This is a genomic window from Rhodoferax sp. GW821-FHT10B06 (genome assembly GCF_059415605.1).
On sequence record NZ_JBWKNO010000001.1, the window covers coordinates 1 to 26,145 of the forward strand.

A 26,145-nucleotide genomic window follows, 5' to 3' on the forward strand; every position below is an offset into this window, starting at 1 on the left:
CCAATATCGGCGGCATGGGGGGCAAGGCGCCGTCAAGACCTTGACCGTTGTCGATGACGTTGATGAGTCGCTGTATAGCGTGTTCCAGATCGTCCTGATTGCACCAGTAGTCGCCAATGACGCCGTGCTACGCGTACGTCGAGCAGTTGAATCCATCTTCGATGTCGTTGTCTCAACGAGCAGGGCAACAACCCAGAAGTCGTAGCCGTGTGTGCCGTATGGCTCAAGTTGCCATTTTTCCGGTTGAACTCGAACCGCGGCCCACAAACGGACCGGAGGTGGGCCTATGCGCGCTTCCGCACGGTTGATTTCTTCCGGAGGCGCGTTTTTGAAATCGGCTCCCATTTGGCAAAATTTTCGCTTTTTGAGAAAGTGCGAGGTACCTTGGGTGATTTGGAATAGGTAGATGCTGCTGCTGTAGCGCTCACAAATGGGCGGATCTGTATCTGTTCGGCATGCCCCGTCGTGCGTATCCTGACGGTCAAGTCATGCCGATGCCACACTCTTCAACCGTTAGCCGACTGTCCAGTGAGACGTTCGCAGCTTTTGCAGAGTGCACTCAAAAATAAGTATTCGCTCGAAGCCATACGCATTTATTGCCCACGTCCAGGACTGATTCCATGCCAGAAATCTCCAGCTTGCTAGCCTTTGGCCTTATCTCACTCGGCATGGTACTCACACCCGGGCCGAACATGGTTTACCTTATTTCACGTTCGATTTGTCAGGGAAGAACAGCCGGGCTGATATCTCTGGCTGGGGTGGCACTGGGTTTCGTCTTCTACATGCTTTGCGCCGCATGTGGCATCACTGCGTTGGTGTTGGCGGTGCCATACGCATATGACGCACTACGCCTTGGAGGTGCTATCTATCTGTTCTATTTGGCGTGGCAAGCTGTTAAGCCAGGCGGACGCTCACCGTTTGAAGTGCGCAATTTGCCAAAGGACAGTGCAAGAAGGCTTTTCACGATGGGGTTCTTCACCAATTTACTGAACCCCAAGATCGCGATCATGTATTTGTCATTGTTGCCACAATTCATCCATCCCGACCACGGCAGTGTTCTGTTGCAATCTCTCACATTAGGCCTTACGCAAATTGTTGTCAGCGTGAGCATCAATGCCGTGATAGCCGTCTTGGCAGGTTCGATTGCGATTTTTCTCGCAGCCCACCCCTCTTGGCAGATCGTTCAACGCTGGCTCATGGGAACCGTGCTGGGTGGACTGGCCACGCGCATGGTCGTGGAGGGGCGGCGCTGATTTTGCGGATTGCGCCACCTTTCCCCATATAGCGTTTTCCGACTGCCCTACGAATGGTGTAGTCGGCCTGCTGGGTAATATTGCGCCTACACAGACTCTGTTGATGGTGATGGCGCATTTGGCAAAACTTTTGCTATTTGAGAATTTGATAAGTGCTTATAAACAAACGCCCTTCAACAGCTGATGGCGCCCAATCTTGGCGCGGTCGATACAAACTAGATCAATTAGGGCCGGGGGACCGGGCACCGCTATTTCTCAATGTCATATATCAACGCTGGGCAACGTAGAACGCTAGGCCGCTGGTATACGACGAATAGCTCACCTTGGTTCCTGCGGGAAACTGGATGACATCACCGGTCTTCAATTCGTAGACCTGTCCGCTCGCTTCGTCCGTGACGGTGATCTCGCCTTCAAGCACAAGCTTGAACTCGTCGAAGTCATAGCTGTAGGGCATGGGCTGCCCCTGTCCGATGCGGAATAATCCTGCCGTGATCGGAGCGCTCGTGTTGCAGGAAGCGCCGAAGTCATCGCCGAACGCGACAGTGTTGGGAATCTTCAGGTCGGTTAGCTGCTTGTGTGTGGCGGCCTGGAATACACGGATGCTCATTGATTTTCTCCTGCTGAATAACTGTTTGCTCAAACGGACGCTGTTTCCTTGTGCAGATACGGTGTGATATGCCGCATCGCACGCGAGACGTAGTCCTCCTTCTCTCCCACCGGGGCGACGTAGTGAAGTGCGCTTTCCGCCGCTTCGATACCCTCCAGACGGGCAATGATCCAGGCGGCAAGATAGTGCGATGCCAGGCATCCACCAACAGTGGCCACGTTGCCCTTGGCAAAGAATGGCTGGTTCAGCACATCGATGCCGGCTTCCTGGACCCACGGTTTCGTCGTCAAGTCGGTACATGCTGGGACACCATCGAGCAAGCCGAGCTTGGCCAGCACCAGCGTGCCGGAGCACTGCGCGCCCAGCAATTGCCTGGAGGGATCGAGTTGCAGCCGCGACATCAACGCCGGATCTGCAACCACGTCGCGCGTTAAAAGGCCGCTGCCCACGATGACCGCATCGGCGGCACTTGCTTCTTCAAGCGTAGCTTGCGATTCGATGACGACCCCATTCATCGATTTCACCTTTGCGGTGGGGCTGGCAATAGACACGCGCCAGCCCGGCTTCTTGACGCGATTGAGGACGCCCAGCGCGATGAGGGAATCGAGTTCGTTATAACCTTCGAAGGTGAGGATGGTGATGTGCATGACGTTGTATTCCTGTGCAATTGGGGTTGAGGGATCAGTACTGCTTGTAAGGTAGAAATTTCCCGCTCATGACAATGCGCACGCGGTCGCCATGGGGGTCGTTCTCACGCTGCAGGTCCATCTTGAAGTCAATGGCGCTCATGATGCCGTCACCAAATTCTTCGTGTATGAGGGCTTTGAAAGTGGTTCCGTACACGTTAACCATCTCGTAGAAACGATAGATGAGTGGGTCGGTTGGGACCGACGTGGGCAAGGAGCCCTTGTACGGTGTAACGGTCAGCCATTTAGCCTCTTCTTCGGTCAAGCTGAAAACCTCTGCGAGAACGCCCGCTTGTTCCTTGCTCAGCGTCATTTGGCCTAGACATGCGGCGGTGACCCATTCCTTGCTGAGTCCCACCTTGGCGGCGACCTCCGACCACTTAATGCCAGAGGACACCTTGGTGGCAATGATTTTTTCGGTAACTGTGAGGCGGTTCATAAGAGCTCCTTCAAAGGGTTCGTACGGTTCCGGACACTTCCGTCTACCCGTGCTGGTCTGGTTGCGATAAGGCATCTTATGGCTGACAATCAATACGATCAAACAATTGTCATGGATACATTGGTATATGGTTCAGTCCCGCTACAAATTGTTGGTTGACGCATTTGCGGCCGACATCCGCGCAGGGCGCCTGCCGCCGGGTACGCGCTTACCGACTCACCGTCAACTTGCTGCGAAACAAGGGTTGGCCTTGGTGACTGCAACACGGGTCTATGCCGAACTCGAAGCCATGGGACTGGTCAGCGGAGAAGCTGGCCGAGGTACCTTCGTCCGAGAGACTTCATTGCCTCCTGGTCTTGGCATCGACCAATATGTGGCAGCGGTGGGGATGGTTGATCTCAGCTTTAACTATCCATCGCTGCCCGGTCAGACGGAGTTGTTGCGGAGTGCCTTGCGTCAGCTCGCGTCCTCCGGGGACCTTGAGGCTTTGCTGCGCTACCAGCCGCATGGCGGACGTCAGCATGAGCGAGCTACAGTCGCACGCCACCTCGGATGCCGAGGATTGGCCGTCGATGCCGCTCAGGTGCTGATCGTGAATGGCGCGCAGCAGGGACTGGCGGTGACGGCCATGGCGTTGTTGCAACCCGGTGACGTTGTTGCCGTCGACGCCTTGACGTATCCGGGTTTCAAGGTGCTGGCAGAGGCGCTTCACCTTGAGCAGGTGCCGATTCCGGCGACTAAACAAGGGCCTGACCTGGATGCGCTGGAGCGGCTGTGCAAGAGCCGACGGGTGCGCGCTGTGTATGCGATGCCGACACTGCACAACCCGCTGGGATGGGTGATGGGTACGCGCTGGCGGCAGCAGTTGGTAACAATCGCACGCCAGCATGGGCTCCTCATCATCGAGGATGCGGCATATGCCTTCCTTGCTGAGAACCCACCGCCGCCGCTGGCAGCACTTGCGCCGGAGACGACCGTCTATGTCTCAGGGCTTTCCAAGAACGTAGCCACCGGGCTACGTTTCGGGTTCGTCGCCGCACCCACGCAGTGGGTGCCTGCAATAGAGCGAACGATCAGGGCGACCACCTGGAACACCCCCGGCGTGATGACGGCGATCGCTTGCGGTTGGCTGGAGGATGGTACGGTCACCCGACTGGAAGCGGAGAAGTGCCGCGATGCGAGGCTTCGGCAATCCATGGCCGGCGACGTTTTTGCCGGGTTCCAATGCGTTCGCCATCCGGCCTCCTATTTTCTCTGGCTCCCGCTGGCAGAAGAGGTTCGAGCTGACCAGATTGCGATGGCGCTCATGCGCGAGCACATTTCGGTGTCGACCGCCGAACCGTTTGCAACGTCTGTCCATGTGCCGCATGCGATCCGCTTGGCGCTCGGATCCGTAGAACTGGACGCTCTTCAGAACGCACTGGAAAAAGTGAAGCAGGTTATTGGTGCCTACACGTATTGAGTTCGTTTCCTGTTATTGTGAGCTACTATTTGACGATGACGGACCAATCCTGCGCGGACTGTCGCCAGCATAAGCAATGTTGGCAGCGTCAGTGGGTAAACCTCCGAGACATCATTTGACCACCCTAGGACGATTCACATCTATCTACTTGAATACCGGGGCAGTAGATGACCGCGCCCGCTGCAATGCAGATTCCGTTGGAGATGGCTTCAGGCTGATTGCAACCGCTAGCATGCCGATAAGGAATAGGTACTATCGGCTCAAGACCGGTCTCTCGTCGAGGCTGTAGGGCGATCTATAAAAATGGGTGACTGCCATTCATCGCGCCACACCTGGCTTCTACTGCCCCTGCCCAATTTCGAGCACGGTGCGCTAGCAGAGCATGTGCTGCTGGTAGACGGCCAAGCGCAGTGTGTACATGCGCGCCAAGAGGGACGGTTGGGCCAAATTGCTCAGTTCAAGCCGCCGTTTAATGAAGCGACGAAGCATTTCGGCGCATGCTCAGGCGCTCGCGGAGCCGCTCATCGCTAAACGCAATGGTTGCTTGCCACATCATGAGCCGAGTTCATAAGGGCTAGTGACGTGTGGGACTTCTGATTGGCTCCGATACCACTTACAGTTTTCCGACGGACCGTGGGTACACGGGCTCCCACCAAAACTTAGGGCCAGTACATGAAAATCATCCGCAACGGCGCCAAGCCATCAGTCAAGGGACCTGCCTCTTATTTCACTGGCACGGTCCGCATCGATAGCGCGTTTCAGGCGGACGGCGACGGCCGATCTGGTGGTGCCATCGTGACCTTCGAGCCGGGCGCCCGCACCAACTGGCATTTCCATCCGGCGGGTCAAACCCTCGTCGTTCTCTCTGGCGTGGGCTGGACGCAGTGCGAAGGCGGTGCCCGCACTGAAATTCGCGCCGGTGACGTGGTGTGGTGCCCCTGCCGTAAACGCCACTGGCACGGCGCCACCCCCACCAACGGGATGTCCCACTTGGCCATCACTGAAATGGTCGACGGCAAGAACGTCGAATGGATGGAGCCGGTTTCGGACGAGCAGTACCAGGCCGGCCCTCTCGAGACCGCCTGACGCCCAGCAACCCGACGACCGGATTGCCCATGTGCAAGCTCTTCGCTGCGGCTCTGCTTGCCTGCTATAGCGGCTTCGCCTTATCGGCAACGGCCTCCATCCCTACCGTCTCCACCACCATGATGAATTCGCAAACCGCGTCCGACACTCTCTCCGCTCGACAGCAAGCCATCGTCTTCGTCGCCGCGCTCGCAGCAGCGGGCGACATCCCGCGCCTGAGCATCGCCCTCAATCAAGGTCTGGATGCCGGCCTGACGGTGAACGATGCCAAGGAGGTCCTGGTTCAGCTGTACGCCTATGCCGGCTTCCCGCGCAGCCTCAATGCGCTTGGCGAACTCAAGAAAGTGGTCGAGGCCCGCAAGCAGCGCGGTGTGCAAGACGCGTGGGGACAGGAGCCGACCCGTCCCATCCCGAAGGGCGACGAGTTGCTTGCCGCTGGCACCGCCAACCAGACCCAGCTTGTCGGTGCGCCGGTCAACGGCGCGCTGTTTGACTTTGCGCCGGCAGCGGACATCTACCTGAAGGCCCATCTGTTCGGCGACATCTTCGAACGCGACAACCTCGACTGGCAGAGTCGCGAGCTCGCGACCGTCGGCATGCTCTCCGCATTGCTGGGCGTGGACCCGCAACTGCAGTCGCATGTGAGCATCAGCATGAATGTTGGTATCACAGAGGCCCAGTTGAACCAAGTCGCCGATGTCGTGAGCGAGAAAATCAATGCCGGCGCCGGAAGCGGGGTTCGGGCGGCTATCAAGCGACACTTGGCGACCAAGGCCGCGAAGTGATTCGCCGCTTTCCAGAGCCATCCCTACGAGTCGCCACTCGGTAGCAACAGGACCAATTTGTTCGATTCCCCAAGCCCTCTCACACAATGGGCCCCTGATTTCTCGCGTCCACCACAGTCGGAAACGCTGAGAGCCTTGACGGCTCTTCGATGGAGGCCCGTCTCAAGCCCGCAGTTTGAGCGCCTCGACCACGAGCGCGAACGCAGGCAAGGACTGGCGGCGGCTGGGATAGTAGAGGTGGTAACCCGGGAAAGTTGGGCTCCAGTCTTCCAATACACGCACCAGACGCCCCGCCTCCACATGCGGTTGAATGATGTCCTCCGGCGCGTAGGTAAGGGCATAGCCTTCCAGCGCAGCGTTTAGCAGCTGTACCGAGGTGTTGAAGATGATTTGCCCAGGCACCTGGACGTTCAATTCCTTGCCATCCTGCACAAACTCCCAGGCGTACAACCCCCCGTGAGTTGCCATGCGCAGATTGCCGCAATTGTGGGAGGTGAGGTCCTGGGGCGTCTGAGGCTTCTGCCGGTTCGCGAAGTAGGCGGGCGAGCCCGCAACAGCCATTCGGAAGTCCGGTGAGATGCGCACCGCAATCATGTCCTTGGCAATCTGGTCGCCGATGCGCACGCCGGCGTCGAATCGCTCGGCCACGATGTCGATCAGGCCATAGCCGATGTTGATTTCCAACCGAATGTCGGGGTACTCGGGCAACAGCTTGGACAGCTTGGGCCAAAGGATGGTGGAGGCCGCGTGGTCGTGCGTTGTGATGCGGATGGTGCCCGAAGGCTTCTCACGCAGCTCGCTGAGGGCGGCCAACTCCGCCTCGATGCCTTCGTAGTACGGAGTCAGGCTCAACAGTAGCCGCTCTCCCGCCTCGGTCGGAGCTGCACCTCGGGTCGTCCGGGCCAGCAGCCTCACACCCAAACGCTCCTCCAGCGCTCGCATGCCGTGACTCAGAGCCGACTGCGTCACGCCCAACTGGGCTGCTGCCCGTGTGAAGCTGCGCTCTCGCGCCACCACGATGAAAGACGAAAGGCTGTTGAGGTCAATCCGATTTGTCATGAACAAAATTCATATCGCTTAGGCGAGCATAGCGGGTTCTCACATAACCGTCAAACTTTTAAAGTTCTTACATGCCTTCTGGAGAAAGCCATTCCGGCACCTCCCAGGGGCAGCTATCAACATTTGAAGGAACTGAAAATGCAAAAGCGCACACTAGGTAAGAACGGTCTCGAAGTCTCCGCCATCGGCCTCGGCTGCATGGGCCTGACCTTTGGCTACGGCCCCGCCACCGAGAAATCGGCCGGCATCGAATTGATCCGCGCGGCCTTCGAACGCGGCGTTACCTTCTTTGACAGCGCAGAAGCCTACGGCGCAGTGAACGAAGAAATGCTCGGCGAGGCCGTCGCACCTTTCCGCGACCAGATCGTCCTGGCCACCAAGTTCGGCTTCAAGGATGGCATCGCCACTGCGGGCCTTGACAGCACCCCTGCCCGCATCCGCTTGGTTGCCGAACAGTCCCTCAAGCGCCTGAAGACCGACTGCATCGACCTGTTCTACCAACACCGTGTCGACCCGAATGTGCCAATGGAAGACGTCGCCGGCACCGTGCGCGACCTCATCCAGGAAGGCAAGGTCAAACACTTTGGCCTGAGCGAAGCCGGCGTGAAGGCCATCCGCACCGCCCACGCCGTGCAGCCTGTGGCCGCTCTGCAGAGCGAATACTCGATGTTCACCCGGGAGCCAGAACAGGAAATCATTCCGACCCTGGAGGAGCTTGGCATCGGCTTCGTGACCTTCAGCCCGCTGGGTAAGGGCTTCCTGGCCGGCAAAATTGATGCCTCCACGACCTTCGCCGATGGCGACGTACGCAAGAACCTGCCGCGCTTTGCCGATGAAGCCCGTGAAGCCAACCACAAGCTGGTCGAGATGATCGGCGAAGTGGCCAAGCGTAAGAATGCCACGCCGGCGCAGGTAGCCCTGGCCTGGCTGCTGGCACAGAAGCCTTGGATCACCCCGATCCCGGGCACCACCAAGCTGCACCGCCTGGAAGAGAACATCGGTGGCGCCACCGTCGAACTGACGGCCACTGACTTGAAGGAGTTGGCCGATGTGATGGCCAAGGTCCCCGTCACCGGCGAGCGCTACACCGCTGCCATGATGAAGACCGTCAACCGCTGAGGCGACTGCGATGACTGTACAGACCCTTCAAGGGCGCGTCGCGCTCGTCACGGGCGGCACGACGGGCATCGGCTTCGGCTCGGCAAAGCGGCTGCTTGAGCATGGTGCCACCGTCTACATCACTGGCCGCCGACAAGAAGTCCTCAATGCGGCGGTAGCCAAGCTTGGCGATGGAGTCCTTGGCATCCGAGCAGACGTTAGCAGCAAGGCCGACATGCAGCGAGTGGCTGACACTATCCAGGCGGCCCACGGCCGGCTCGACATCTTGTTCGCGAATGCCGGCGGCGGCCACGCCACTCCGCTCGAAGAGCTGACCGAAGCGCAAATCGACAGCGAACTGTCCATCAACATCAAGGGTGTCGTGCTGACAGTGCAGACAATGTTGGGCGTGCTGCGCAACGGCGCCTCGGTGGTGCTCAACGCGTCCATCACGGCGGACATGGGCTTGTCTGGCTTCGCTGTCTACGCCGCAACCAAGGCGGCGGTGCGCTCACTCGCCCGCAGCTGGACGACGGACCTGAAGCACCGCGACATCAGGGTGAACACCATCAGCCCTGGCGTAGTGCCGACCGAAGGCTACGGTCAGGAGCAGAAGATGACAGACCAGCAGGTGGCCGACTACGTTGAGCGCGTCTCAACCGAAATTCCGGCAGGTCGTGTCGGGTCCACGCAAGACATCGGTGATGCCCTGGTGTTCCTGGCGTCCGACGCCAGCTCCTACATCCGCGGAATCGACCTGGTCGTGGACGGTGGCATGACCCGTGTCTACGCTGGCAAGAACTGAAGGACGAGACACCATGACTGCGAACCGATTGGACGAAATCCACATCATCTGCGAGTTGCGCTGCGAGACGGCCAATCGCGAACGAGTGCGCGAACTTGCGCTCCAGTTCGTGGAGCCGGCACGCGCCGAACCGGGGTGCCTCTATTACGACTTGCACCAGAAAAAGGACGATCCCAACACCTTCTTCATCATCGACGGCTGGAAACGCCAGATGGACGTGGACGACCATGCCGGCAACGCTCATGTTGCCGAGGTGATGAAGGAACTGGGGCCGCTGCTGACCTTCGGTCCCTCGCTCACCTTCACTTCCCGGGTGAGCGAGTGAGAAGCTAGACCGCAAGCCTACGACACACCGTTGGTGCTGAAGGGGACACCGACTAGATCTGATCAGCTGCGACAATATTGAGCAGCTTCTTTCGGGCGTTGAACTCCGCAGAACGTGGAACCGTAATCGCTGCGAAGCCGCTATCGCAAATGTGAAGGCTGCTTCAGGCTGACTGCCGACATTCGACCACGATTGTCGAATGCCGCCTCCTGCTCAAAGCTGACTCTGTCAGCGACTTGCTGCGAAAGGCGCATTCACCTCGGTTGTAGACATGCTGTGACTGGGACGCGCTTGCCAGGCAGATCGATACCGACCGGAACTTCGTCATACGCGCCGGAGCGCATGGAAGAACGGTAGCGAGGCGACACGGTCAGCCAATTGGTCAATAGCGCTCGCCGACAAGGTCTTCGCTCTTGCGCCACAGTTCGGCTGCTCGTGCTGCATCCAGGGCGTAGGCGCGATAGCCTTCCGAGAAGCCATCGTCCTGTGGCGCCTTGAATTCGGTCGAGACATGGCAATCCTCGCAGTACCTGCCGCCGATCTCCTCGCTGGAGGCCGTGAAAGCCGCCCAGGCCGAAGTCGCCGCACCTTGAGGAACTGTTTTCGGTTCGAACGGCGATAGGCCCCGCTGGGCACGGGCTGCGTTGATGCCTGCCATCCAGCCCTTCAGCATCTCGATGTCAACGTGGCGGGTGAGACCTGTATTGATCACGCCTGGATGGACCGCGGCAGCGCGGATGCCCCGATCCTTGTGGCGGCGGTCGAACTCGGCGGCAAAAAGCGCATTGGCCGTCTTCGATTGTCCATAGGCAACCACAGGGTTATAAGCTCGCCGCTCAAAGTTCAGGTCTTCCAGATCAATGTCGCTCATTCGATGAGCGTTGGAAGACAACACCACGACGCGCGAGCCTGCGGGCAACAACGGCGCGAGTCGGTTCACCAGGACAAAGTGGCCTAAATGGTTGGTTCCCATTTGAGTCTCGAAGCCATCGGCCGTATGTCCGTGCAGTGTTGCCATGATGCCTGCATTCGCGATGACTGCATCGAGCGACTCGGCCCTCAACAATAATTTATCGGTACAAGCCCTGACGCTCGCGAGTGATCCGAGATCGACCTCGATCAGTTCGAAACCGCCGCTCGTGGCGGCGGCCGCGCGTACGGCTCCGGTTGCTGCATATGCTTTGTCGAGATCGCGCGCCGTACCCACAACATAAGCCCCGTGAGCAACGAGTGCCCGAGCGGTCTCGATGCCCAGGCCAGACGACGTACCCGTGACGAGAACGCGTTTGCCTTTCAGGTCCAGTCCAGCAAGAACATCGTCGGTCGTGGATGTGGCTCCAAATTTTGCGTGCATATCAGATTCCTTGGTTGATTGCCCGATGCCTTAGATCGGTGGGTTTGAGTAGAGACAGGCAGTGCTGTCACACAGTCGGCAATTCGGGGTCGATCCCGGTCATGGCGACGGAAACGTCCCAAAGCCGCTTGGCAAGTGCCGCGTCTTCAGCCTGCGGTGCGCGTTTGGCCTCTCCGGCGACGCCTCTGATCCCTGCGAATCCGGTCGGGCCGTAATAGCCTCCTGGTTTCACGGGGCCTGTCGCGGCCAGCAACGCCGGCCATGCGCCCTTGGCCGCACTGTTGAGCAGCAGGCCGACGATGGGACCTGCCAACTGAGCAAGCCCCATGTGCCGACCCAGGCTGGTGCTTGCCACACCGGGGTGGGCACCAACGGCCGTGATGGGGGATCGGGTCGCGCGCAGGCGCCGATCCAACTCAAAAAAGAACAGCGCATTCGCCAGCTTGCTGGCGCCATAACGATCCTGCTTGGAATAACTGCGCTCGGCATTGAGATCGTCCCAGTCGATATTTGCCTTCAAATGCGCAATGCTGGATGTGACAACGATGCGCGAGCCCGGCGTCTCGGCCAACTTGGGCAACAGCAGCGCGGTCAGTGCGAACACGCCCAGATGGTTGACCCCGAACTGCGATTCGAATCCCTGCTTGGTGCGCGTCAGGGGCGGGAACATGATGCCCGCGTTGTTGATGAGTGCATCGATGCGCGGCTCCTTTGACGCCGTTGCAACGGCGGCACGCACACTCTCGATGTCGCCCAAGTCCAGTGGCAACCAGGCGAGGTCGGCGTTCGGCGTCTGTTGTTTGATGCGTGCAATGGCCTCCTCTGCCCGGCTCTTTTCGCGGCAACCCAACAACACGCGCGCGCCCCGCGCAGCAAGCACTCTGGACAACTCGAACCCTACGCCCGCGTTGGCGCCTGTGACGATGAAGCACTTGCCCGATTGACTCGGGACATCTACTTCGGTAAAGCCTTTGTGATCTAACATACAAACTCCTTTTTATGAGTGATTACATACTCATTTAACTGACAAAAAAAATCAGGCCGCAGAGCCTTTCCAAAACAGGTCGAACCCTGCCTGTCGAATCGCTTCACGGTCCTTCGGCTTGGCCGCAATGGCGTTCATGGTGATATCCGCCAAATCGAACAGAATCGTATCGATATAGAAAGCGACTCGTTCAGGCGCAGCATGTCCCGCAAGACACTGTTCGACCATCGAGCGGGAGTCGAGGAACATGGCGTGGCATCGCTGGCGGCTCTGCGCCGTCACGCGGTCCGACACCTTCAACTGGCGCAACGCCTTGCGCGCCGTGGAATGATTCAGTCCCCACTCAATCAGCCGACTCCAAACGATGAAGAGTTGGTCACGTGCTGACGCCTCGAGCGGGTATGGCGCCAGCATCGTCTCCGCAAGCTCATTTTCTATCTCAACGAACAGATCATTCAGGAGATCATCCTTCGACGGAAAGTAGGTAAACAGCGTCCCCTCAGACACGCCGGCGGCCTTGGCGATCTTCGCTGTAGATGCACCAGTGCCGAGTTGGGCAATGAGGTCTGACGCAGCTTCAAGCAGGGCATCGCGCTTCTCCTCGCTCAAGGGACGAGCCATGATCTAATATTTTCTATTGAGTAAGTGGATGCTCAATTATCGTATAGAAAATCTTCTCCGTCAAGTGTCACGCTCAGGACGTTGTGAGCTTCCGGGGGGCAGATAGAAACTTGGACTAGTTTTATGCAGCAGGCCCAAGGCTTTGTTGGAAGGCATGGAGGGCTGCGAGGGGGGCGATACTGCGCGTTCAGTTTTTTGTAGCGAGTGACAGCATTCGCTGCATAGCCGGCAGTAGCAACTGCGAAGCGACTGGTTACGCACATAAAACCAAAACGCCATCCAGAAAAGTGGCCATCGGCCCTTTTTCTGGATTACAAATTCCCGACGGACTTTATTTTTTTCCGACGGACCTTATTTGCTCCAGTCAATTGGCGCTACCACCTATTCAACAGTGACGCTTTTGGCCAAGTTCCGAGGCTTGTCCACATCCGTCCCGCGCGCACAAGCCGTGTGGTACGCCAGCAGCTGCAGTGGCACCACATGCAGCAACGCAGACAGCGCGCCGTAGTGCTCCGGCATGCGGATCACGTGCAGGCCTTCGCCGCTGGCGATGTGGGAATCGGCATCGGCCAGTACGTACAGCACGCCGCCACGGGCACGCACTTCTTGCAGATTGCTTTTCAGCTTTTCCAGCAGGGCGTCGTTGGGGGCCACGGCCACGACCGGCATTTCGCTGGTGACCAGGGCCAGGGGGCCGTGCTTGAGCTCACCGGCGGCGTAGGCTTCGGCGTGGATGTAGGTGATTTCCTTGAGCTTGAGCGCGCCTTCCAGGGCGATGGGGAAGTGCAGGCCACGGCCCAGGAACAGCGCGTTTTCCTTCACTGCGAAGTCTTCGGCCCAGGCGATGATTTGCGGCTCCAGCGCCAGCACGGCTTGCAGCGCGGCGGGCAAGTGGCGCATGGCCTTCAGATGGCCAGCCTCTTCTTCTTCGGTCAGGCGGCCCTTGGACTTGGCCAAGGCCAGGGTCAGCAGGAACAGGCCTGCGAGCTGGGTGGTGAAGGCCTTGGTGGAGGCCACGCCGATTTCCACACCCGCGCGGGTGATGTAGGCCAGCTTGCATTCACGCACCATGGCCGAGGTGGACACATTGCACACCGTCAGCGTGTGCTGCATGCCCAGGCTTTGGGCGTGACGCAGGGCGGCCAGGGTATCGGCGGTTTCGCCGGACTGGGTGATGGTGACCACCAAGGTCTTGGGGTTGGGCACCGAGTCGCGGTAGCGGTACTCACTGGCGATCTCCACCTGGGTGGGGATCTTGGCGATGCTTTCCAGCCAGTATTTGGCGGTGCAGCCGCTGTAGTAGCTGGTGCCACAGGCCAGGATCAGCACCGAGTCGATGTCTTTGAAAACGGCTTCGGCGTCGCCGCCGTTAGGGCCTTCAAACAGCCCCGGCACGATGGCGGTCACGCCTTCCAGCGTGTCGCCGATGGCGCGCGGCTGCTCGAAGATTTCCTTCTGCATGTAATGGCGGTAGGGACCCAGCTCGGCTGCGCCGCTGTGGGCGTGCACGGTCTTGACAACGCGGGTGACGGGCTTGTGGGCCTTGTCCACAATCCAGTACTTACCCATTTGCACATCCACCACGTCGCCCTCTTCCAGGTAGACGATCTGGTCGGTCACGCCGGCCAGGGCCATGGCGTCGCTGGCCAGGAAGGTTTCGCCTTGACCCACGCCCAGAATCAAAGGTGAGCCGGCGCGCGCGCCGATGACGCGGTGCGGCTCGTCCTTGCAGAACACGGCAATCGCATAGCCGCCGTGCAGCTGCAGCACCGTGGCCTTGACTGCCTCGAACAGGTCGCCGTTGTACAGGCTGTCCACCAGGTGGGCGATGACTTCGGTATCGGTCTGGCTGGTGAACACGTAACCCTTGGCCTGCAGCTGGGCGCGCAGCTCTTCGTGGTTTTCAATGATGCCGTTGTGCACCAGGGCAATACGGCCGGCGCGGCTGGCGGAATCGGCGCCGGGGCCGTGGCTGAAATGCGGGTGCGCGTTGTGCACGGCCGGGGCGCCGTGGGTGGCCCAGCGGGTGTGGGCGATGCCGGTGCCGCTCTCCAACTTGTCTTCGCTCACCTGCGTCATCAACTCGGCCACGCGCGAGGTGCTGCGGGCGCGCCGCAGGGTGCCGGTGTGCTGTGCATCCGGGCCCATGCCTTGCACGGCCACGCCGCAGGAGTCGTAGCCCCGGTACTCCAGGCGCTGCAGGCCCTGGACCAGGATGGGGACGATATTGCGGGTAGATACAGCGCCAACGATGCCACACATAAAAGACTCCAACAGTTTGTTTGTGCCGGCATGTTAAGCCTGAGCACGAGAAGATTGGTTTCAATATTTCATATTTAATGGAATAATATTTCTTACTAAATTTATCAAGAAATTAAAGTAAAAATTTATTCAATTTATGGAACAAATAGAACTCGATGCGATTGATCTGCGCCTACTGCAACAGCTGCAGCAGGATGCTTCGCTGAGCAATCTGGCGCTGGCGGAGCTGGTCCATGTCTCGGCCCCCACCTGCCTGCGGCGCGTCAAGCGCCTGGTGGACTCGGGCCTGATCGCCAGGCAGGTGGCCATCTTGGACAACGACAAGCTGGCCACGCAGCTGGGCCATGGCCTGACGGCGATTGTGGAAATCACCCTGGACCGGCAGGGCGACGAGCACCTGGCCGCTTTTGAGGCCCGGGTTGCGGCAGACGACGCGGTGCAGCAGTGCTACCGCGTATCGCCCGGGCCGGACGTCTGCCTGGTGGTGTTTGCCCGTGACATGCCAGACTACCTGGCCCTGGCGCAGCGCCTGTTCACCAGCGATGCGAATGTGCGCAATGTGAAGGCATTCTTCAGCCTGAAGCGCAGCAAGTTCGAGCCCCGTGTGCCGGTGGCACTTCGCACCAATATTTAAAGGAAAAAGGCCCGCAGCGCAGAATATACCTGCGCAAGCAGCTACCAAATCCATAGCACAAATATTGACTCACCCAGCCATCAATTTCTGCACGCGTCGGCACCAGAAATTTCAACCCGGCAGGCAACGCATCTGCTTATAGTGGCAGACAGCCCACCCGCACTGCCATGAATACCCCCACGCTAGAAGACACCGCCCAGCTGCAGACCCGCCGCGCCGAAGTGGCCCAAGCCCTGGCCGCCGCCCTGCCCCGCCACGCCATCCTGTCGCGCCGGGAAGACACCACGCCTTATGAATGCGACGGCCTGACCGCCTACCGCACGCCGCCGCTGCTGGTGGTGCTGCCCGAGACCGAGGCCCAGGTAGTGGCCGTGCTGCAAATCTGCCACCGCCTGCAGGTGCCGGTGGTGGCGCGCGGCGCGGGCACCGGCCTGTCCGGCGGGGCCATGCCGCACCGGCTGGGCGTGACGCTGTCGCTGGCCAAGTTCAACCGCATCCTGGCCGTGGACCCACTGGCCTGCACCGCCACCGTGCAGTGCGGCGTGCGCAACCTGGCCATCAGCGAGGCCGCCGCGCCCCACGGCCTGTACTACGCGCCGGACCCCAGCAGCCAGATCGCCTGCACCATAGGCGGCAATGTGGCCGAGAACTCGGGCGGAGTGCACTGCCTGAAATACGGCCTGACCTTGCACAACGTACTGCGTGTGCGCGGCTACACCGTGGAGGGCGAAGAGGTCGTATTCGGCTCCGAAGCCCTGGACACACCCGGCCTGGACCTGCTGCCCCTGGTCATCGGCAGCGAAGGCATGCTGGCCGTGACGCTGGAAGTCACCGTCAAGCTGGTGCCCAAGCCACAGCTGGCACGTTGCGTCATGGCCAGCTTTGCCGATGTGGAATCGGCCGGCAATGCGGTGGCGGCAGTGATTGCCGCCGGCATCATCCCCGCAGGGCTGGAGCTGATGGACAAGCGCATGACCGCCGCCGTGGAGGACTTCGTCCACGCCGGCTACGACCTGGACGCCGCCGCCATCCTGCTGTGCGAGAGCGACGGCACACCCGAAGAGGTGGAGGAAGAAATCGCCCGCATGGAGGCCGTGCTGCAGGCCAACGGCGCCACCCGCTGCACCGTCAGTGTGGACGAAGCCCAGCGCCTGAAGTTCTGGAGCGGGCGCAAGAACGCCTTCCCCGCGTCGGGCCGGATCAGCCCCGACTACATGTGCATGGACTCCACCATTCCGCGAAAGAAGCTGGCCGAGGTCCTGCACGCCATCGAAGCCATGGAACAGCAATACGGCCTGGCCTGCGCAAACGTATTCCACGCCGGGGACGGCAACCTGCACCCGCTAATCCTGTTCGACGCGAACGACCCCGACCAGATGCACCGCTGCGAACTGTTCGGCGCCGATATTCTGGAAACCAGCGTGCGCCTGGGCGGCACGGTGACCGGTGAGCATGGCGTGGGCGTGGAAAAGCTGAACTCCATGTGCGTGCAGTTCAGCGCACCCGAGCGTGAACAGATGCTGGCCGTGAAGCGTGCCTTCGACCCACTGGAGTTGCTAAACCCCGGCAAGGTCATCCCCAGCCTGCAACGCTGCGCCGAATACGGCAAGATGACCGTGCTGCGCGGCATGCTGCCCTTCCCCCATTTGCCGAGATTCTGATGGCCCACACCGACACTGCGCTGCAGCACCTCATAGAGCGGGTGCAAGCCGCCCACGCACACAAGACCGCCCTCAACATCCAAGGCGGCAATAGCAAGGCCTTTTACGGCGAAAAGCCGCACGGCGAGCCGCTCAGCATGCGCGACCTGGCGGGCATCAGCAGCTACGAGCCCAGCGAGCTAGTCGTCACCGCGCGCGCCGGCACCCCGCTGGCCGAGCTGGAAGCCGCCCTGGCCGCCAAGGGCCAGTGCCTGCCCTTCGAGCCGCCGCGCTTCAACGCCCACGGCACGGTCGGTGGCATGGTGGCCGCCGGCCTGTCCGGCCCCGCCCGCCCGCATGTGGGCATGGTGCGCGACTACGTGCTGGGCGCCACCGTGCTCAACGGCAAAGGTGAACTGCTGAGCTTTGGCGGCCAGGTGATCAAGAACGTAGCCGGCTACGACCTGTCGCGCGCCCTGGCCGGCTCCATGGGCGTGCTGGGCATCATTTGCGAGGTATCGCTGAAGGTGCTGCCCACGCTGCCCGCCAGCGCCACCCTGGTGTTCGAGATGGACGAAGCCACGGCCCTGCAGCAGCTGCACACCTGGGCCGGCCAGCCCCTGCCATTGAACGGCAGCAGCTGGCATGCGGGCCACCTGCATCTGCGCCTGGCCGGCGCCCAGGCCGCCGTACACGCAGCCTGCCAGCGCCTGGGCGGCACGCTGCAGGAGCCCGAAATGGCCGCAGGCTGGTGGCAGCTGGTGCGCGACCAAGGCCACCATTTCTTCCAACTGGATGCCGCCCACCTGGCGCGTGGCGAGGAGCTGTGGCGCATCTCCGTACCCGCCACCACGCCGCCGCTGGACTTGCCGGGGCAGAGCTTTATCGAATGGGGCGGCGCCCTGCGCTGGCTGCGCGGCTTTGCCACGCCCAAGCAGATACGCGCCGCCGCAGCCCAGGCCGACGGCCATGCCACCTTGTTCCATGCCGACCACCGGCACGACGGCGTATTCACCCCGCTGTCGGCCCCGCTGCTACGCATCCAGCGCGCACTGAAAGCCGCCATGGACCCGGCTGGCATCTTCAACCCTGGTCGCTTGTACCCCAGCCTGTAATGCAAACCCACCTCAGCCCCGAATTCAAGAACACCGCCGACGGCCAGGCCGCCGAGGCGATTCTGCGCAAATGCGTGCACTGCGGCTTCTGCACCGCTACCTGCCCCACCTACCAGCTGCTGGGCGACGAGCTGGACGGCCCGCGCGGCCGCATCTACCTGATGAAGCAGGTGCTGGAGGGCGCGGAGGTCACGCGCAGCACCCAGCAGCACCTGGACCGCTGCCTGACCTGCCGCAACTGCGAATCCACCTGCCCCAGCGGCGTGGAGTACGGCCAACTGGTAGACATAGGCCGGCGCATCGTGGACGAACGCGTGGAGCGCCCCGCCACCGAGAAAGCCGCCCGCTGGGTATTGCGGGAAGGCCTTACATCCCCGCTGTTCGCCCCGGCGATGAAGGTCGGCCAGGCGCTACGCCCGCTGCTGCCCCAAGCCCTAAAGAACAAGGTGCCCCAGGCCACACCGGCCCAACCCTGGCCCACGCGGGAGCACGCCCGCAAGGTGCTGATGCTGACCGGCTGCGTGCAGCCCGCCATGATGCCCAACATCAACAGCGCCACCGCCCGCGTGCTGGACGCTGCCGGCATCCAGACGCTGGTGGCGCCCAGCGCCGGCTGCTGCGGGGCCATCCGCAGCCACCTGGGCGACCACGGTGGCGGCCTGGCCGATATGCGCCGCAATATCGACGCCTGGTGGCCGCTGGTGGAGGCCAACACGGTGGAAGCCATCGTGATGAATGCGTCCGGCTGCGGCGTGATGGTGAAAGACTACGGCCACGCCCTGGCCACCGACCCGGCCTATGCGGCCAAGGCTGCACGCATCAGCGCACTGACGCGCGACCTGAGCGAGCTGCTGCCCGATTTGGTCACCGCCCTGCGCGGCAAGCTGCGGCCCGGTGCCCAACAGCAGCTGGCCTTCCACCCGCCCTGCACGCTGCAGCATGGCCAGCAGCTGCGCGGCGGGGTGGAAACGCATCTGGGTGCACTTGGCTTCAAGGTGCAGCTGGCTGGCGCGGAAAGCCATCTGTGCTGTGGCTCGGCCGGCACCTACTCGGTGCTGCAGCCCACGCTGGCCACCCAGCTGCGCGACCGCAAGCTGAGCCACCTGGAGCCGCTGGGCGCGCAAACCATCGTCTCGGCCAATATCGGCTGTATCCAGCATCTGCAAAGCGGCACCAGCACGCCGGTGAAGCACTGGGTAGAGGTACTGGACGCCGCCCTTGCCTATACATGAAATAGGCCGCTAGCGCAGATATTACCTGCGCCAACAGCTATTTAAACAATAGCAACTACTCTGCAAGGCTGGTGGCTACGCTGATCTCGCCCTCCAGCACCCGGTGGATGGGGCATTTGTTGGCGATCTCCAGCAGCTTGGCCCGGTCCTCGGGCGTGATGTCGCCCTCGATGTGCAAGCTGCGCTGCAGCGCGTAGCGGACCTTGCCGTCCTCGGTCTTGCTCTCGGTGTGGCTGATATCCACGCGCAGGTCGGTCACGGCCAGCTTGCGGCGGCGGATGTACAGCTCCAGCGTCAGGCTGGTGCAGGCGGCCAGGGCCGAGTCCAGCAGGTCGTGCGGGTCGGGTGCCAGATCGTCAGAGCCCAGGGTGGCATCGACATCGGCGCTCCAGCTGTGGCGGCCATTGGTCAGGGTGGTGAGCGCACCGAACGGGCGGTGCAGGCGGGATTGGATGGGCATGGGTTTCCTGGGTGGCTTGAAGCAGCCACTTTAGCCCATTGCCCACCCGGCACGCCCCCGAAAAATCAAGCCAAATTGCCCTGGCACACGTACTTCAGGTGCATGTATTCGCCCAGACCATGGGTCGAACCTTCGCGGCCATAGCCGGACTCTTTCACGCCGCCAAAGGGCGCCGCCTCCGCCGCCAGCGCGCCTTCGTTGATGCCAACGATGCCGCACTCCAGCGCCTCCGCCAGACGCCAGATGCGCCGCACGTCGCTGGAATAGAAGTAGGCGGCCAGCCCGAACGGCGTGGCATTGGCTGCGGCCAGAACTTCGGCTTCCGATGTAAAGCGGGTGATCGGCGCCACCGGCCCAAAGGTTTCCTCGCACGAGCAGTCCATGCTGGCCGTCGCATCCACCAGCACGGTGGGCGCGTAGTAGTTCGCCCCCAGCGTCACCAGACGTTGACCGCCAGCCAGCACACAGGCACCATTGGCCACTGCGTTCTGCACGTGGCGCTCGATCTTTTCGACGGCACGGGCGTTGATCATGGGGCCGATCTGTGACGCAGCATCGGTGGCCGGGCCGACCACCAGCGCGGCCACACGCGCGGCCAGCTTCTGGGCGAAGACGTCGTGTACGCCGGCCTGCACATAGATACGGTTCGGGCACACGCAGGTCTGCCCGCCGTTGCGGAACTTGGACACCATCAGGCCCTCGATGGCCGCGTCGATGTCGGCGTCGTCGAACACGATAAAGGGTGCGTTGCCACCCAGTTCCAGCGAGAGCTTCTTGAGCGTGTCAGCCGAGCGGCGCGCCAGGTGTTTGCCCACCGGGGTGGAGCCGGTAAAGGTGACCTTGCGCACACGCGGGTCGTCCAGCCACACATCGACAACCTCGGGGGTGCGCTCACGCGACGCGGTGACGATGTTCAGCACGCCCGGCGGAACGCCGGCCTCCTGCGCCAGCTTTACCAGCGCGAGCGATGTCAGCGGCGTGTCCTCGGCCGGCTTGCAGACCACGGTGCATCCCGCAGCCAAGGCCGGAGCGATTTTGCGGGCGATCATGGCCGCCGGAAAGTTCCACGGCGTGATGGCCGCAATCACGCCCACCGGCTCCCTGAAGGCGAACATACGGCGGCCCGGCACCGGCGCGGGGATGATGTCGCCGCCAGCACGGGTGGCCTCTTCGGCAAACCATTCCACGTAGCTGGCCGCGTACAGCACCTCACCCTTACCTTCGGCCAGGGGCTTGCCCTGCTCGCGTGAAATCAGCCGGCCCAGATCTTCCTGATGGGCCAGGATCAGGTCGTTCCAGCGCTTGATGGTCTGCGCCCGTTGCTTGGCCGGAACGGCGCGCCAGGCGGGAAAAGCGGCCTGGGCGGCATCGACTGCGGCCCGGGCGTCGGCGGCCGAGCCGTCGGGCACACTGGCAAACACCTGGTTAGTGGCGGGATCGCTCACGTCCAGGCGGCGGCCGTCGCTGGAGTCGCACCATTCGGTGCCTATGAGTTGGCGACCAGGCAGCAGGTCCTGGCGTTGGAGTGTCAGTGGCATGGCGGTATAGGGTGTGAAAGTAAGAAGAGATCAGGCGGCGGCAACATGCTCGGCAATGGCGATGCCAACCTCGGTGGTCGAGGCCGTGCCGCCCAGGTCCGGCGTGCGTGGCCCACTGCGCAGCACGTCTTCAATGGCACGCACGATCGCGTCGTGCGCGGCACGGCCCATGCCTTCGCCATGGGTCAGAAAGTCCAGCATCAAGGCACCCGACCAGACCATGGCGATCGGATTGGCAATGTTCTTGCCGTAGATGTCGGGGGCAGAGCCGTGCACGGGCTCAAACAGCGAAGGGAAGCTGCGCTCCGGGTTCAGGTTGGCCGATGGCGCCAGGCCGATGGTGCCGGTGGTGGCGGGGCCCAAGTCGGACAAGATGTCACCAAACAGATTGGTGGCCGCCACCACGTCAAAGCGGTTGGGCTGCAGCACGAAACGTGCGGTCAGGATGTCGATGTGCTGCTTGTCCAGCACCACCTCGGGGTAGTCCTTGGCCACCGTCTCGGCGCGCTGGTCCCACCATGGCATGCTGATGGCGATGCCGTTGGACTTGGTGGCCAGGGTGACATGCTTGCGGGGCCGGCTTTGCGCCAGATCGAAGGCGAAACGCAGCAGGCGGTCTGTCCCCTTGCGCGAATAGACCGACTCCTGGACCACGATCTCGCGGTCGGTCCCCTCGAACATGATGCCGCCCAGCGAGGTGTATTCACCCTCGGTGTTCTCCCGCACCACGAAGTAGTCTATGTCGCCCGGCTTGCGGCCGGCCAGAGGACAGGGCACGCCTTCAAACAGGCGCACCGGCCGAAGGTTGATGTACTGGTCGAACTCGCGGCGGAACTTGAGCAGCGACCCCCACAGCGACACGTGGTCGGGCACGGTGGCGGGCCAGCCCACGGCGCCAAAGTAGATCGCATCAACGCCCTTGAGCTGCTCCTTCCAGTCGTCCGGCATCATCTGGCCGTGTGCCTGGTAGTAGTCGCAGCTGGCCCAGTCCATGGTGCGGCACTCCAATGAGAAACCGAAGCGCTCGGCGGCGGCCTGGACCACGCGCAGACCTTCGGGCAGTACCTCCTTGCCGATGCCGTCTCCGGCAATGAGTGCGATGCGAAAGCTAGGTTCCATGGCTATCAGGTCCTTGTGAAGGTGGGGCTTGTCATTCAGGCCACAGCGCGCCGTTGATCCATCTCATCAAGCCAGCCGCGCCGAAGCTCGGGCACCGAGCGTTCCAGCAGTTCGTAATACGGATGGTGCGGGCCGCGGTTGTAGTCGGCGCGGGCAACTTGCGCGAGCTTGTGGCCGTCCTTCATGACGACGATTTCATCGCAGACCGCACGCACGGTGTGCAGGTCATGGCTGATGAACAGGTAGGACACGCCGAGTTCACGCCGCAGCTCGGCGATGAGGTCGAGCACTGCGGCGCCAACGACGGTATCCAGCGCCGAGGTCACCTCGTCGCAAAGAATGAGGTCAGGGTCGGCAGCCAGCGCGCGCGCCAGGTTCACGCGCTGCTTCTGCCCGCCCGAGAGACCACCGGGCAAACGCGCAGCCACGGTGTGCGGCAGCTTCACCAGGTCCAGCAGCTCGCGGATACGCTTCTGCAGTGCTGGCCCGCGCAGCCCCTTGTAGAACACCAAAGGCCGCGCCAGGATGGCCTCGATGGTCTGCGACGGGTTGAGTGCCGTGTCGGCCATCTGGAACACGATCTGGATCTGGCGCAGCTCTTCCTTGCTGCGCTCGGTAAGCGACGGGGCTAGCTCGCGGTTCTGGAAGATGATGCCGCCACCGCAGGGCTTGATCAGCCCGGCCACGGCACGCGCCAGCGTGGTCTTGCCGGAGCCCGATTCGCCGATCACGCCAATGGCCTGGCCACGGTACAGCTTGAGGTCGATGTGCTGCAGGATCAGCTTTTCGGGCTGGCCCTGGAGGTCGGTGGGGCCATAGCCAGCCGAGAGGTCGTGGATGTCCAGCAGCAGCTCGCTGCCACAGCCTTGCGGCGACACGCGCGGTGCTGGGCGTGCTGCAGCCAACAGGCTTTGCGTGTAGGGCTGGGCTGGCTGGCTGAGGATATTTTCGGTCGCGTTGATTTCCTGCATCTGCCCATTGCGCAGCACCAGAATGTGGTCGGCCATCTGAGCCACGACGGCCAGGTCATGGCTGACGTAGACCGCCGTGGCACGGCGCTCGCGCACCACACGGCGGAAGGCGCGCAGCACCTCCAGCTGGGTGGTGACGTCGAGCGCGGTGGTCGGCTCGTCCAGTATGACCAGGTCCGGGTCGGTGATCAGCGCCATCGCCGCCATCACGCGCTGTAGCTGCCCGCCGGACACCTGGTGCGGATAACGCGCGCCAATGGTTTCGGGACTGGGCAGCGCAAGCTCTCTGAACAGCGCCACGGCCTTGGCTTCGGCTTCAGGCCGCTTCATGAGGCCGTGGATGAGCGTGGGCTCCACCACCTGGTCCAGCAGCGTGCGCGAGGGGTTGAAGGAGGCCGCCGCACTTTGAGCGATATAGGACACGCGGCGCCCGCGCAGGGTGCGCTGCCCGGCTGCGTCCAGCGTCAACACGTCCACATCGCCGATGCGCACGCTACCGCCGGCAATAGTGCAGCCGCTGCGGGCATGGCCCATCAGAGCCAGCGCAGTGGTGGTCTTGCCGGAGCCGGACTCACCAATCAGTGCCAGCACTTCGCCCGGTTGAATGGAGAAGCTGAGATGGTCCACCAGCGTCTGGCCACCTGCGGTGATGTGCAGGTCTTTGACAATAACAGGCGCGCCCATCAGTGTGCTCCCCGGCGGCGTTCGCGGGCCGCACGGCCCGGCAGGTTGTCGATAACCAGGTTGACAGCGATGGTCAGGCTGGCGATGGCCAGGGCCGGAGCGATTACCGAGGCGCCAGCATCGGGCAGCGCACCTATGTTCTCTCGCACCAGCGAACCCCAGTCGGCGGCCGGCGGCTGTATACCCAGGCCGAGAAAGCTCAGGCCCGCCAACAACAGCACCACATAGACGAAACGCAGCCCCAGGTCGGACAGCATGGGGCCCAGGATGTTGGGCAGAATTTCTCGCAACATGATGTAGAGCGTGCCTTCGCCGCGTGTGCGTGCCACCACCACGTAATCCAGCGCGTTGATGTTGACTGCCAGCGAGCGGGCAATGCGGAAGGCGCCGGGGATATAGATGATGGCGGCCGTGGCCACCAGCATGGCCACCGAGGAGCCGAACCCCGCCACCATGATGAGCGCAAACATCTTGCTGGGTATGGCAGTGAGGGTGTCCAGTCCACGGCTGAGCATGGCATCCAGCGCCCTGCTGCCGCTGGCGGCCAACAGGGCCAGCACGGTTCCCACGCCGCTGGCGAACAGCGTAGCGATCAGGGCTACGCCCACGGTGTAGCGGGCGCCATTGACCACGCGCACCAGCATGTCGCGGCCAAGATAGTCCGTCCCCAGCCAATGCGCGGCACTGATGGGGGCGAAAACGGCATTGCTGCCGGAGCCGGCAAGCTCTCGCGACAGCATCGCGGGGCCGAACAATGCGGCAAGCATCCAGATGGCCAGCACCGCCAGGCCCACCAGACCAGATAAACCGAACCCGGATAGCCAGCGTCGACAAGCGCCGCGCGGGGTGGCCACGGGAGGAGCGGTCAAGGTTTGCATAACAGGTTCCATGGGGTATCGCTTATGTGTTGGGGGCGTTGAGGGGATATCGCAAAGAGATGCAAGCCAGGTACAGGCTACTCAGAGGTGGCGCAGGCGGGGGTTGGCGACGATGCCGCACACATCGGCCAGTGCCACCAGGATGAGGTAGCCGGCACAGAAGATCATGGCGCAGGCCTGCACCAGCGGCATATCGCGCTGGGCGACAGCGTCCACCATCAGCTTGGCGATGCCGGGGTAATTGAAGATGGTCTCGACAATGATCACGCCGCCCAGCAAATAGGACAGGCTGAAAGCCACGGCATTGGCAATCGGGCCGATAGCGTTGGGCAGCGCATGGACCATCACCGTGCGCAAGGGCGAGGCCCCCTTCAAACGCACCATTTCGATGTAGGGCGCTTCAAGCTGGTCAATGACCGCAGCGCGCGTCATGCGCATCATCTGCGCGATGATTACGCAGCACAAACTGAGCACCGGCATTGCAAAGGCTCGCAGCATCTGCCCTATGGATTCGATATCACTCGCATAGGACAGCGCGGGCAGCCAATGCAGTTTGACCGCGAAGACCAGCACGGCCAGCGTGGCGACCAGAAACTCAGGCACCGACACCACACCGACGGCCACGGTGGAGGCGAACCGGTCAAACCATGAACTACGCCATACCGCCGAGGAGATGCCCAGTGCCAGAGCGATGGGAACCGAGAAAACGGCGGTCACGGCCGCCAGCAGCAGCGAATTGGGCAGGCGGCTGGCGACCAGCTCACCCACGGGCATGCTGGTCGTTGCCGAGGTACCGAGATCGCCATGCAGAACACCCCCCAGCCAGTGGATGTAGCGCAACGGGGCGGGCACGTCCAGACCCATCTGCGCACGCAGCGCGGCCAGGGCCGCTGGGGTCGCATCCTGACCCAACTGCTCCTGCGCTGCGTCTCCGGGTAACACGGCCGTGATCGCAAAGACCAGCGCTGAGACAGCCAGCAAGGAAAGCAAGCCAATGGCAATGCGCTGGCCGAGCAGCTTGAGAATCAGGGCATTCATATCAATCTT

At 62.0% G+C, this 26,145-nt stretch carries 26 protein-coding genes; 12 read left to right on the top strand and 14 right to left on the bottom strand.

Annotation, left to right across the window (positions count from 1 at the left end; genetic code table 11):
* Positions 1-205: hypothetical protein (locus AC07O2_RS00005; protein WP_495073688.1), on the top strand; the 205-nt coding region annotated here is incomplete at its 5' end.
* Positions 206-620: 415 nt separating this feature from the next.
* Positions 621-1,253, top strand: a complete 633-nt coding sequence (locus AC07O2_RS00010) for a LysE family translocator (RefSeq protein WP_495073689.1) — start codon at positions 621-623, stop codon at positions 1,251-1,253.
* A gap of 268 nt (positions 1,254-1,521) precedes the next feature.
* Here AC07O2_RS00010 and AC07O2_RS00015 read toward each other — a convergent pair whose 3' ends face one another.
* Genes AC07O2_RS00015 through cynS form a run of 3 tightly spaced genes read right to left on the bottom strand, consistent with a single transcriptional unit; the run spans position 1,522 to position 2,985 of the window.
* Positions 1,522-1,860 carry a cupin domain-containing protein gene (locus tag AC07O2_RS00015; protein ID WP_495073690.1) on the bottom strand — a complete coding sequence of 113 codons (339 nt, stop codon included), beginning with the start codon at positions 1,858-1,860 and terminating at the stop codon, positions 1,522-1,524.
* Positions 1,861-1,889: 29 nt separating this feature from the next.
* Positions 1,890-2,507 (bottom strand): DJ-1/PfpI family protein, encoded by a 618-nt coding sequence (locus AC07O2_RS00020; protein WP_495073691.1) that lies wholly within the window; start codon positions 2,505-2,507, stop codon positions 1,890-1,892.
* A gap of 34 nt (positions 2,508-2,541) precedes the next feature.
* Positions 2,542-2,985 carry a cyanase gene (gene cynS / locus AC07O2_RS00025; RefSeq protein ID WP_495073692.1) on the bottom strand — a complete coding sequence of 148 codons (444 nt, stop codon included), beginning with the start codon at positions 2,983-2,985 and terminating at the stop codon, positions 2,542-2,544.
* A 127-nt stretch (positions 2,986-3,112) separates the two neighbouring features.
* On the opposite strand from cynS, the gene AC07O2_RS00030 reads away from it, so the two are divergent.
* The 3 genes from AC07O2_RS00030 to AC07O2_RS00040 all read left to right on the top strand — a co-directional run bounded on the left by AC07O2_RS00030 (position 3,113) and on the right by AC07O2_RS00040 (position 6,318).
* Entirely contained in the window at positions 3,113-4,447 is a 1,335-nt protein-coding gene (locus AC07O2_RS00030; RefSeq protein WP_495073693.1) for an aminotransferase-like domain-containing protein, read from the top strand.
* A gap of 672 nt (positions 4,448-5,119) precedes the next feature.
* Positions 5,120-5,533, top strand: a complete 414-nt coding sequence (locus tag AC07O2_RS00035) for a (R)-mandelonitrile lyase (RefSeq protein WP_495073694.1) — start codon at positions 5,120-5,122, stop codon at positions 5,531-5,533.
* A gap of 119 nt (positions 5,534-5,652) precedes the next feature.
* On the top strand, positions 5,653-6,318 hold the full coding sequence (locus AC07O2_RS00040; protein WP_495074211.1) for a carboxymuconolactone decarboxylase family protein: 666 nt from the start codon (positions 5,653-5,655) through the stop codon (positions 6,316-6,318).
* A gap of 162 nt (positions 6,319-6,480) precedes the next feature.
* Here the strand turns inward: AC07O2_RS00040 and AC07O2_RS00045 are convergent, their stop codons facing one another.
* On the bottom strand, positions 6,481-7,377 hold the full coding sequence (locus AC07O2_RS00045; protein ID WP_495073695.1) for a LysR family transcriptional regulator: 897 nt from the start codon (positions 7,375-7,377) through the stop codon (positions 6,481-6,483).
* A 138-nt stretch (positions 7,378-7,515) separates the two neighbouring features.
* On the opposite strand from AC07O2_RS00045, the gene AC07O2_RS00050 reads away from it, so the two are divergent.
* Genes AC07O2_RS00050 through AC07O2_RS00060 form a run of 3 tightly spaced genes read left to right on the top strand, consistent with a single transcriptional unit; the run spans position 7,516 to position 9,605 of the window.
* Positions 7,516-8,496: an aldo/keto reductase gene (locus tag AC07O2_RS00050; protein ID WP_495073696.1), complete on the top strand. Its 981-nt coding sequence runs from the start codon at positions 7,516-7,518 to the stop codon at positions 8,494-8,496.
* Positions 8,497-8,506: 10 nt separating this feature from the next.
* Positions 8,507-9,280, top strand: a complete 774-nt coding sequence (locus AC07O2_RS00055; RefSeq protein ID WP_495073697.1) for an SDR family oxidoreductase — start codon at positions 8,507-8,509, stop codon at positions 9,278-9,280.
* 13 nt (positions 9,281-9,293) lie between these two features.
* Positions 9,294-9,605 (top strand): putative quinol monooxygenase, encoded by a 312-nt coding sequence (locus tag AC07O2_RS00060; RefSeq protein WP_495073698.1) that lies wholly within the window; start codon positions 9,294-9,296, stop codon positions 9,603-9,605.
* 382 nt (positions 9,606-9,987) lie between these two features.
* Here AC07O2_RS00060 and AC07O2_RS00065 read toward each other — a convergent pair whose 3' ends face one another.
* The 4 genes from AC07O2_RS00065 to glmS all read right to left on the bottom strand — a co-directional run bounded on the left by AC07O2_RS00065 (position 9,988) and on the right by glmS (position 14,827).
* The gene (locus AC07O2_RS00065) at positions 9,988-10,959 is read right to left on the bottom strand and encodes an SDR family NAD(P)-dependent oxidoreductase (RefSeq protein ID WP_495073699.1); all 972 of its coding nucleotides are present in this window, start codon (positions 10,957-10,959) and stop codon (positions 9,988-9,990) included.
* 67 nt (positions 10,960-11,026) lie between these two features.
* Positions 11,027-11,944 (bottom strand): oxidoreductase, encoded by a 918-nt coding sequence (locus AC07O2_RS00070; RefSeq protein ID WP_495073700.1) that lies wholly within the window; start codon positions 11,942-11,944, stop codon positions 11,027-11,029.
* A gap of 51 nt (positions 11,945-11,995) precedes the next feature.
* The gene (locus AC07O2_RS00075) at positions 11,996-12,565 is read right to left on the bottom strand and encodes a TetR/AcrR family transcriptional regulator (protein WP_495073701.1); all 570 of its coding nucleotides are present in this window, start codon (positions 12,563-12,565) and stop codon (positions 11,996-11,998) included.
* 381 nt (positions 12,566-12,946) lie between these two features.
* A complete protein-coding gene (gene glmS / locus AC07O2_RS00080; protein ID WP_495073702.1) occupies positions 12,947-14,827 on the bottom strand; it encodes a glutamine--fructose-6-phosphate transaminase (isomerizing) in 1,881 nt (626 codons plus the stop codon).
* A gap of 136 nt (positions 14,828-14,963) precedes the next feature.
* Between glmS and AC07O2_RS00085 the strand changes: the two genes are divergently transcribed.
* From AC07O2_RS00085 to glcF, 4 genes are all read left to right on the top strand, one after another.
* Positions 14,964-15,461 (top strand): Lrp/AsnC family transcriptional regulator, encoded by a 498-nt coding sequence (locus AC07O2_RS00085; protein ID WP_495073703.1) that lies wholly within the window; start codon positions 14,964-14,966, stop codon positions 15,459-15,461.
* A 167-nt stretch (positions 15,462-15,628) separates the two neighbouring features.
* Positions 15,629-17,122, top strand: a complete 1,494-nt coding sequence (locus tag AC07O2_RS00090) for an FAD-linked oxidase C-terminal domain-containing protein (protein WP_495073704.1) — start codon at positions 15,629-15,631, stop codon at positions 17,120-17,122.
* Positions 17,122-18,216 (top strand): glycolate oxidase subunit GlcE, encoded by a 1,095-nt coding sequence (gene glcE, locus AC07O2_RS00095; RefSeq protein WP_495073705.1) that lies wholly within the window; start codon positions 17,122-17,124, stop codon positions 18,214-18,216. Before AC07O2_RS00090 ends, glcE begins: the two co-directional genes overlap by 1 nt.
* Positions 18,216-19,448, top strand: a complete 1,233-nt coding sequence (glcF, locus tag AC07O2_RS00100; RefSeq protein WP_495073706.1) for a glycolate oxidase subunit GlcF — start codon at positions 18,216-18,218, stop codon at positions 19,446-19,448. Before glcE ends, glcF begins: the two co-directional genes overlap by 1 nt.
* Before the next feature lie 55 nt (positions 19,449-19,503).
* Here glcF and AC07O2_RS00105 read toward each other — a convergent pair whose 3' ends face one another.
* The 6 genes from AC07O2_RS00105 to AC07O2_RS00130 all read right to left on the bottom strand — a co-directional run bounded on the left by AC07O2_RS00105 (position 19,504) and on the right by AC07O2_RS00130 (position 26,136).
* Positions 19,504-19,908 (bottom strand): OsmC family protein, encoded by a 405-nt coding sequence (locus tag AC07O2_RS00105; RefSeq protein ID WP_495073707.1) that lies wholly within the window; start codon positions 19,906-19,908, stop codon positions 19,504-19,506.
* A gap of 65 nt (positions 19,909-19,973) precedes the next feature.
* Positions 19,974-21,446, bottom strand: a complete 1,473-nt coding sequence (locus tag AC07O2_RS00110) for an NAD-dependent succinate-semialdehyde dehydrogenase (RefSeq protein WP_495073708.1) — start codon at positions 21,444-21,446, stop codon at positions 19,974-19,976.
* Positions 21,447-21,476: 30 nt separating this feature from the next.
* The gene (locus tag AC07O2_RS00115; RefSeq protein WP_495073709.1) at positions 21,477-22,565 is read right to left on the bottom strand and encodes a tartrate dehydrogenase; all 1,089 of its coding nucleotides are present in this window, start codon (positions 22,563-22,565) and stop codon (positions 21,477-21,479) included.
* Positions 22,566-22,600: 35 nt separating this feature from the next.
* Positions 22,601-24,220, bottom strand: a complete 1,620-nt coding sequence (locus tag AC07O2_RS00120) for an ABC transporter ATP-binding protein (RefSeq protein ID WP_495073710.1) — start codon at positions 24,218-24,220, stop codon at positions 22,601-22,603.
* Complete coding sequence (locus AC07O2_RS00125) at positions 24,220-25,098, bottom strand: ABC transporter permease (RefSeq protein ID WP_495073711.1); 879 nt, start codon at positions 25,096-25,098, stop codon at positions 24,220-24,222. The genes AC07O2_RS00120 and AC07O2_RS00125 overlap by 1 nt, the downstream gene beginning before the upstream one ends.
* An 81-nt stretch (positions 25,099-25,179) precedes the next feature.
* Positions 25,180-26,136, bottom strand: a complete 957-nt coding sequence (locus tag AC07O2_RS00130) for an ABC transporter permease (RefSeq protein WP_495073712.1) — start codon at positions 26,134-26,136, stop codon at positions 25,180-25,182.
* Positions 26,137-26,145 lie beyond the last annotated feature (9 nt).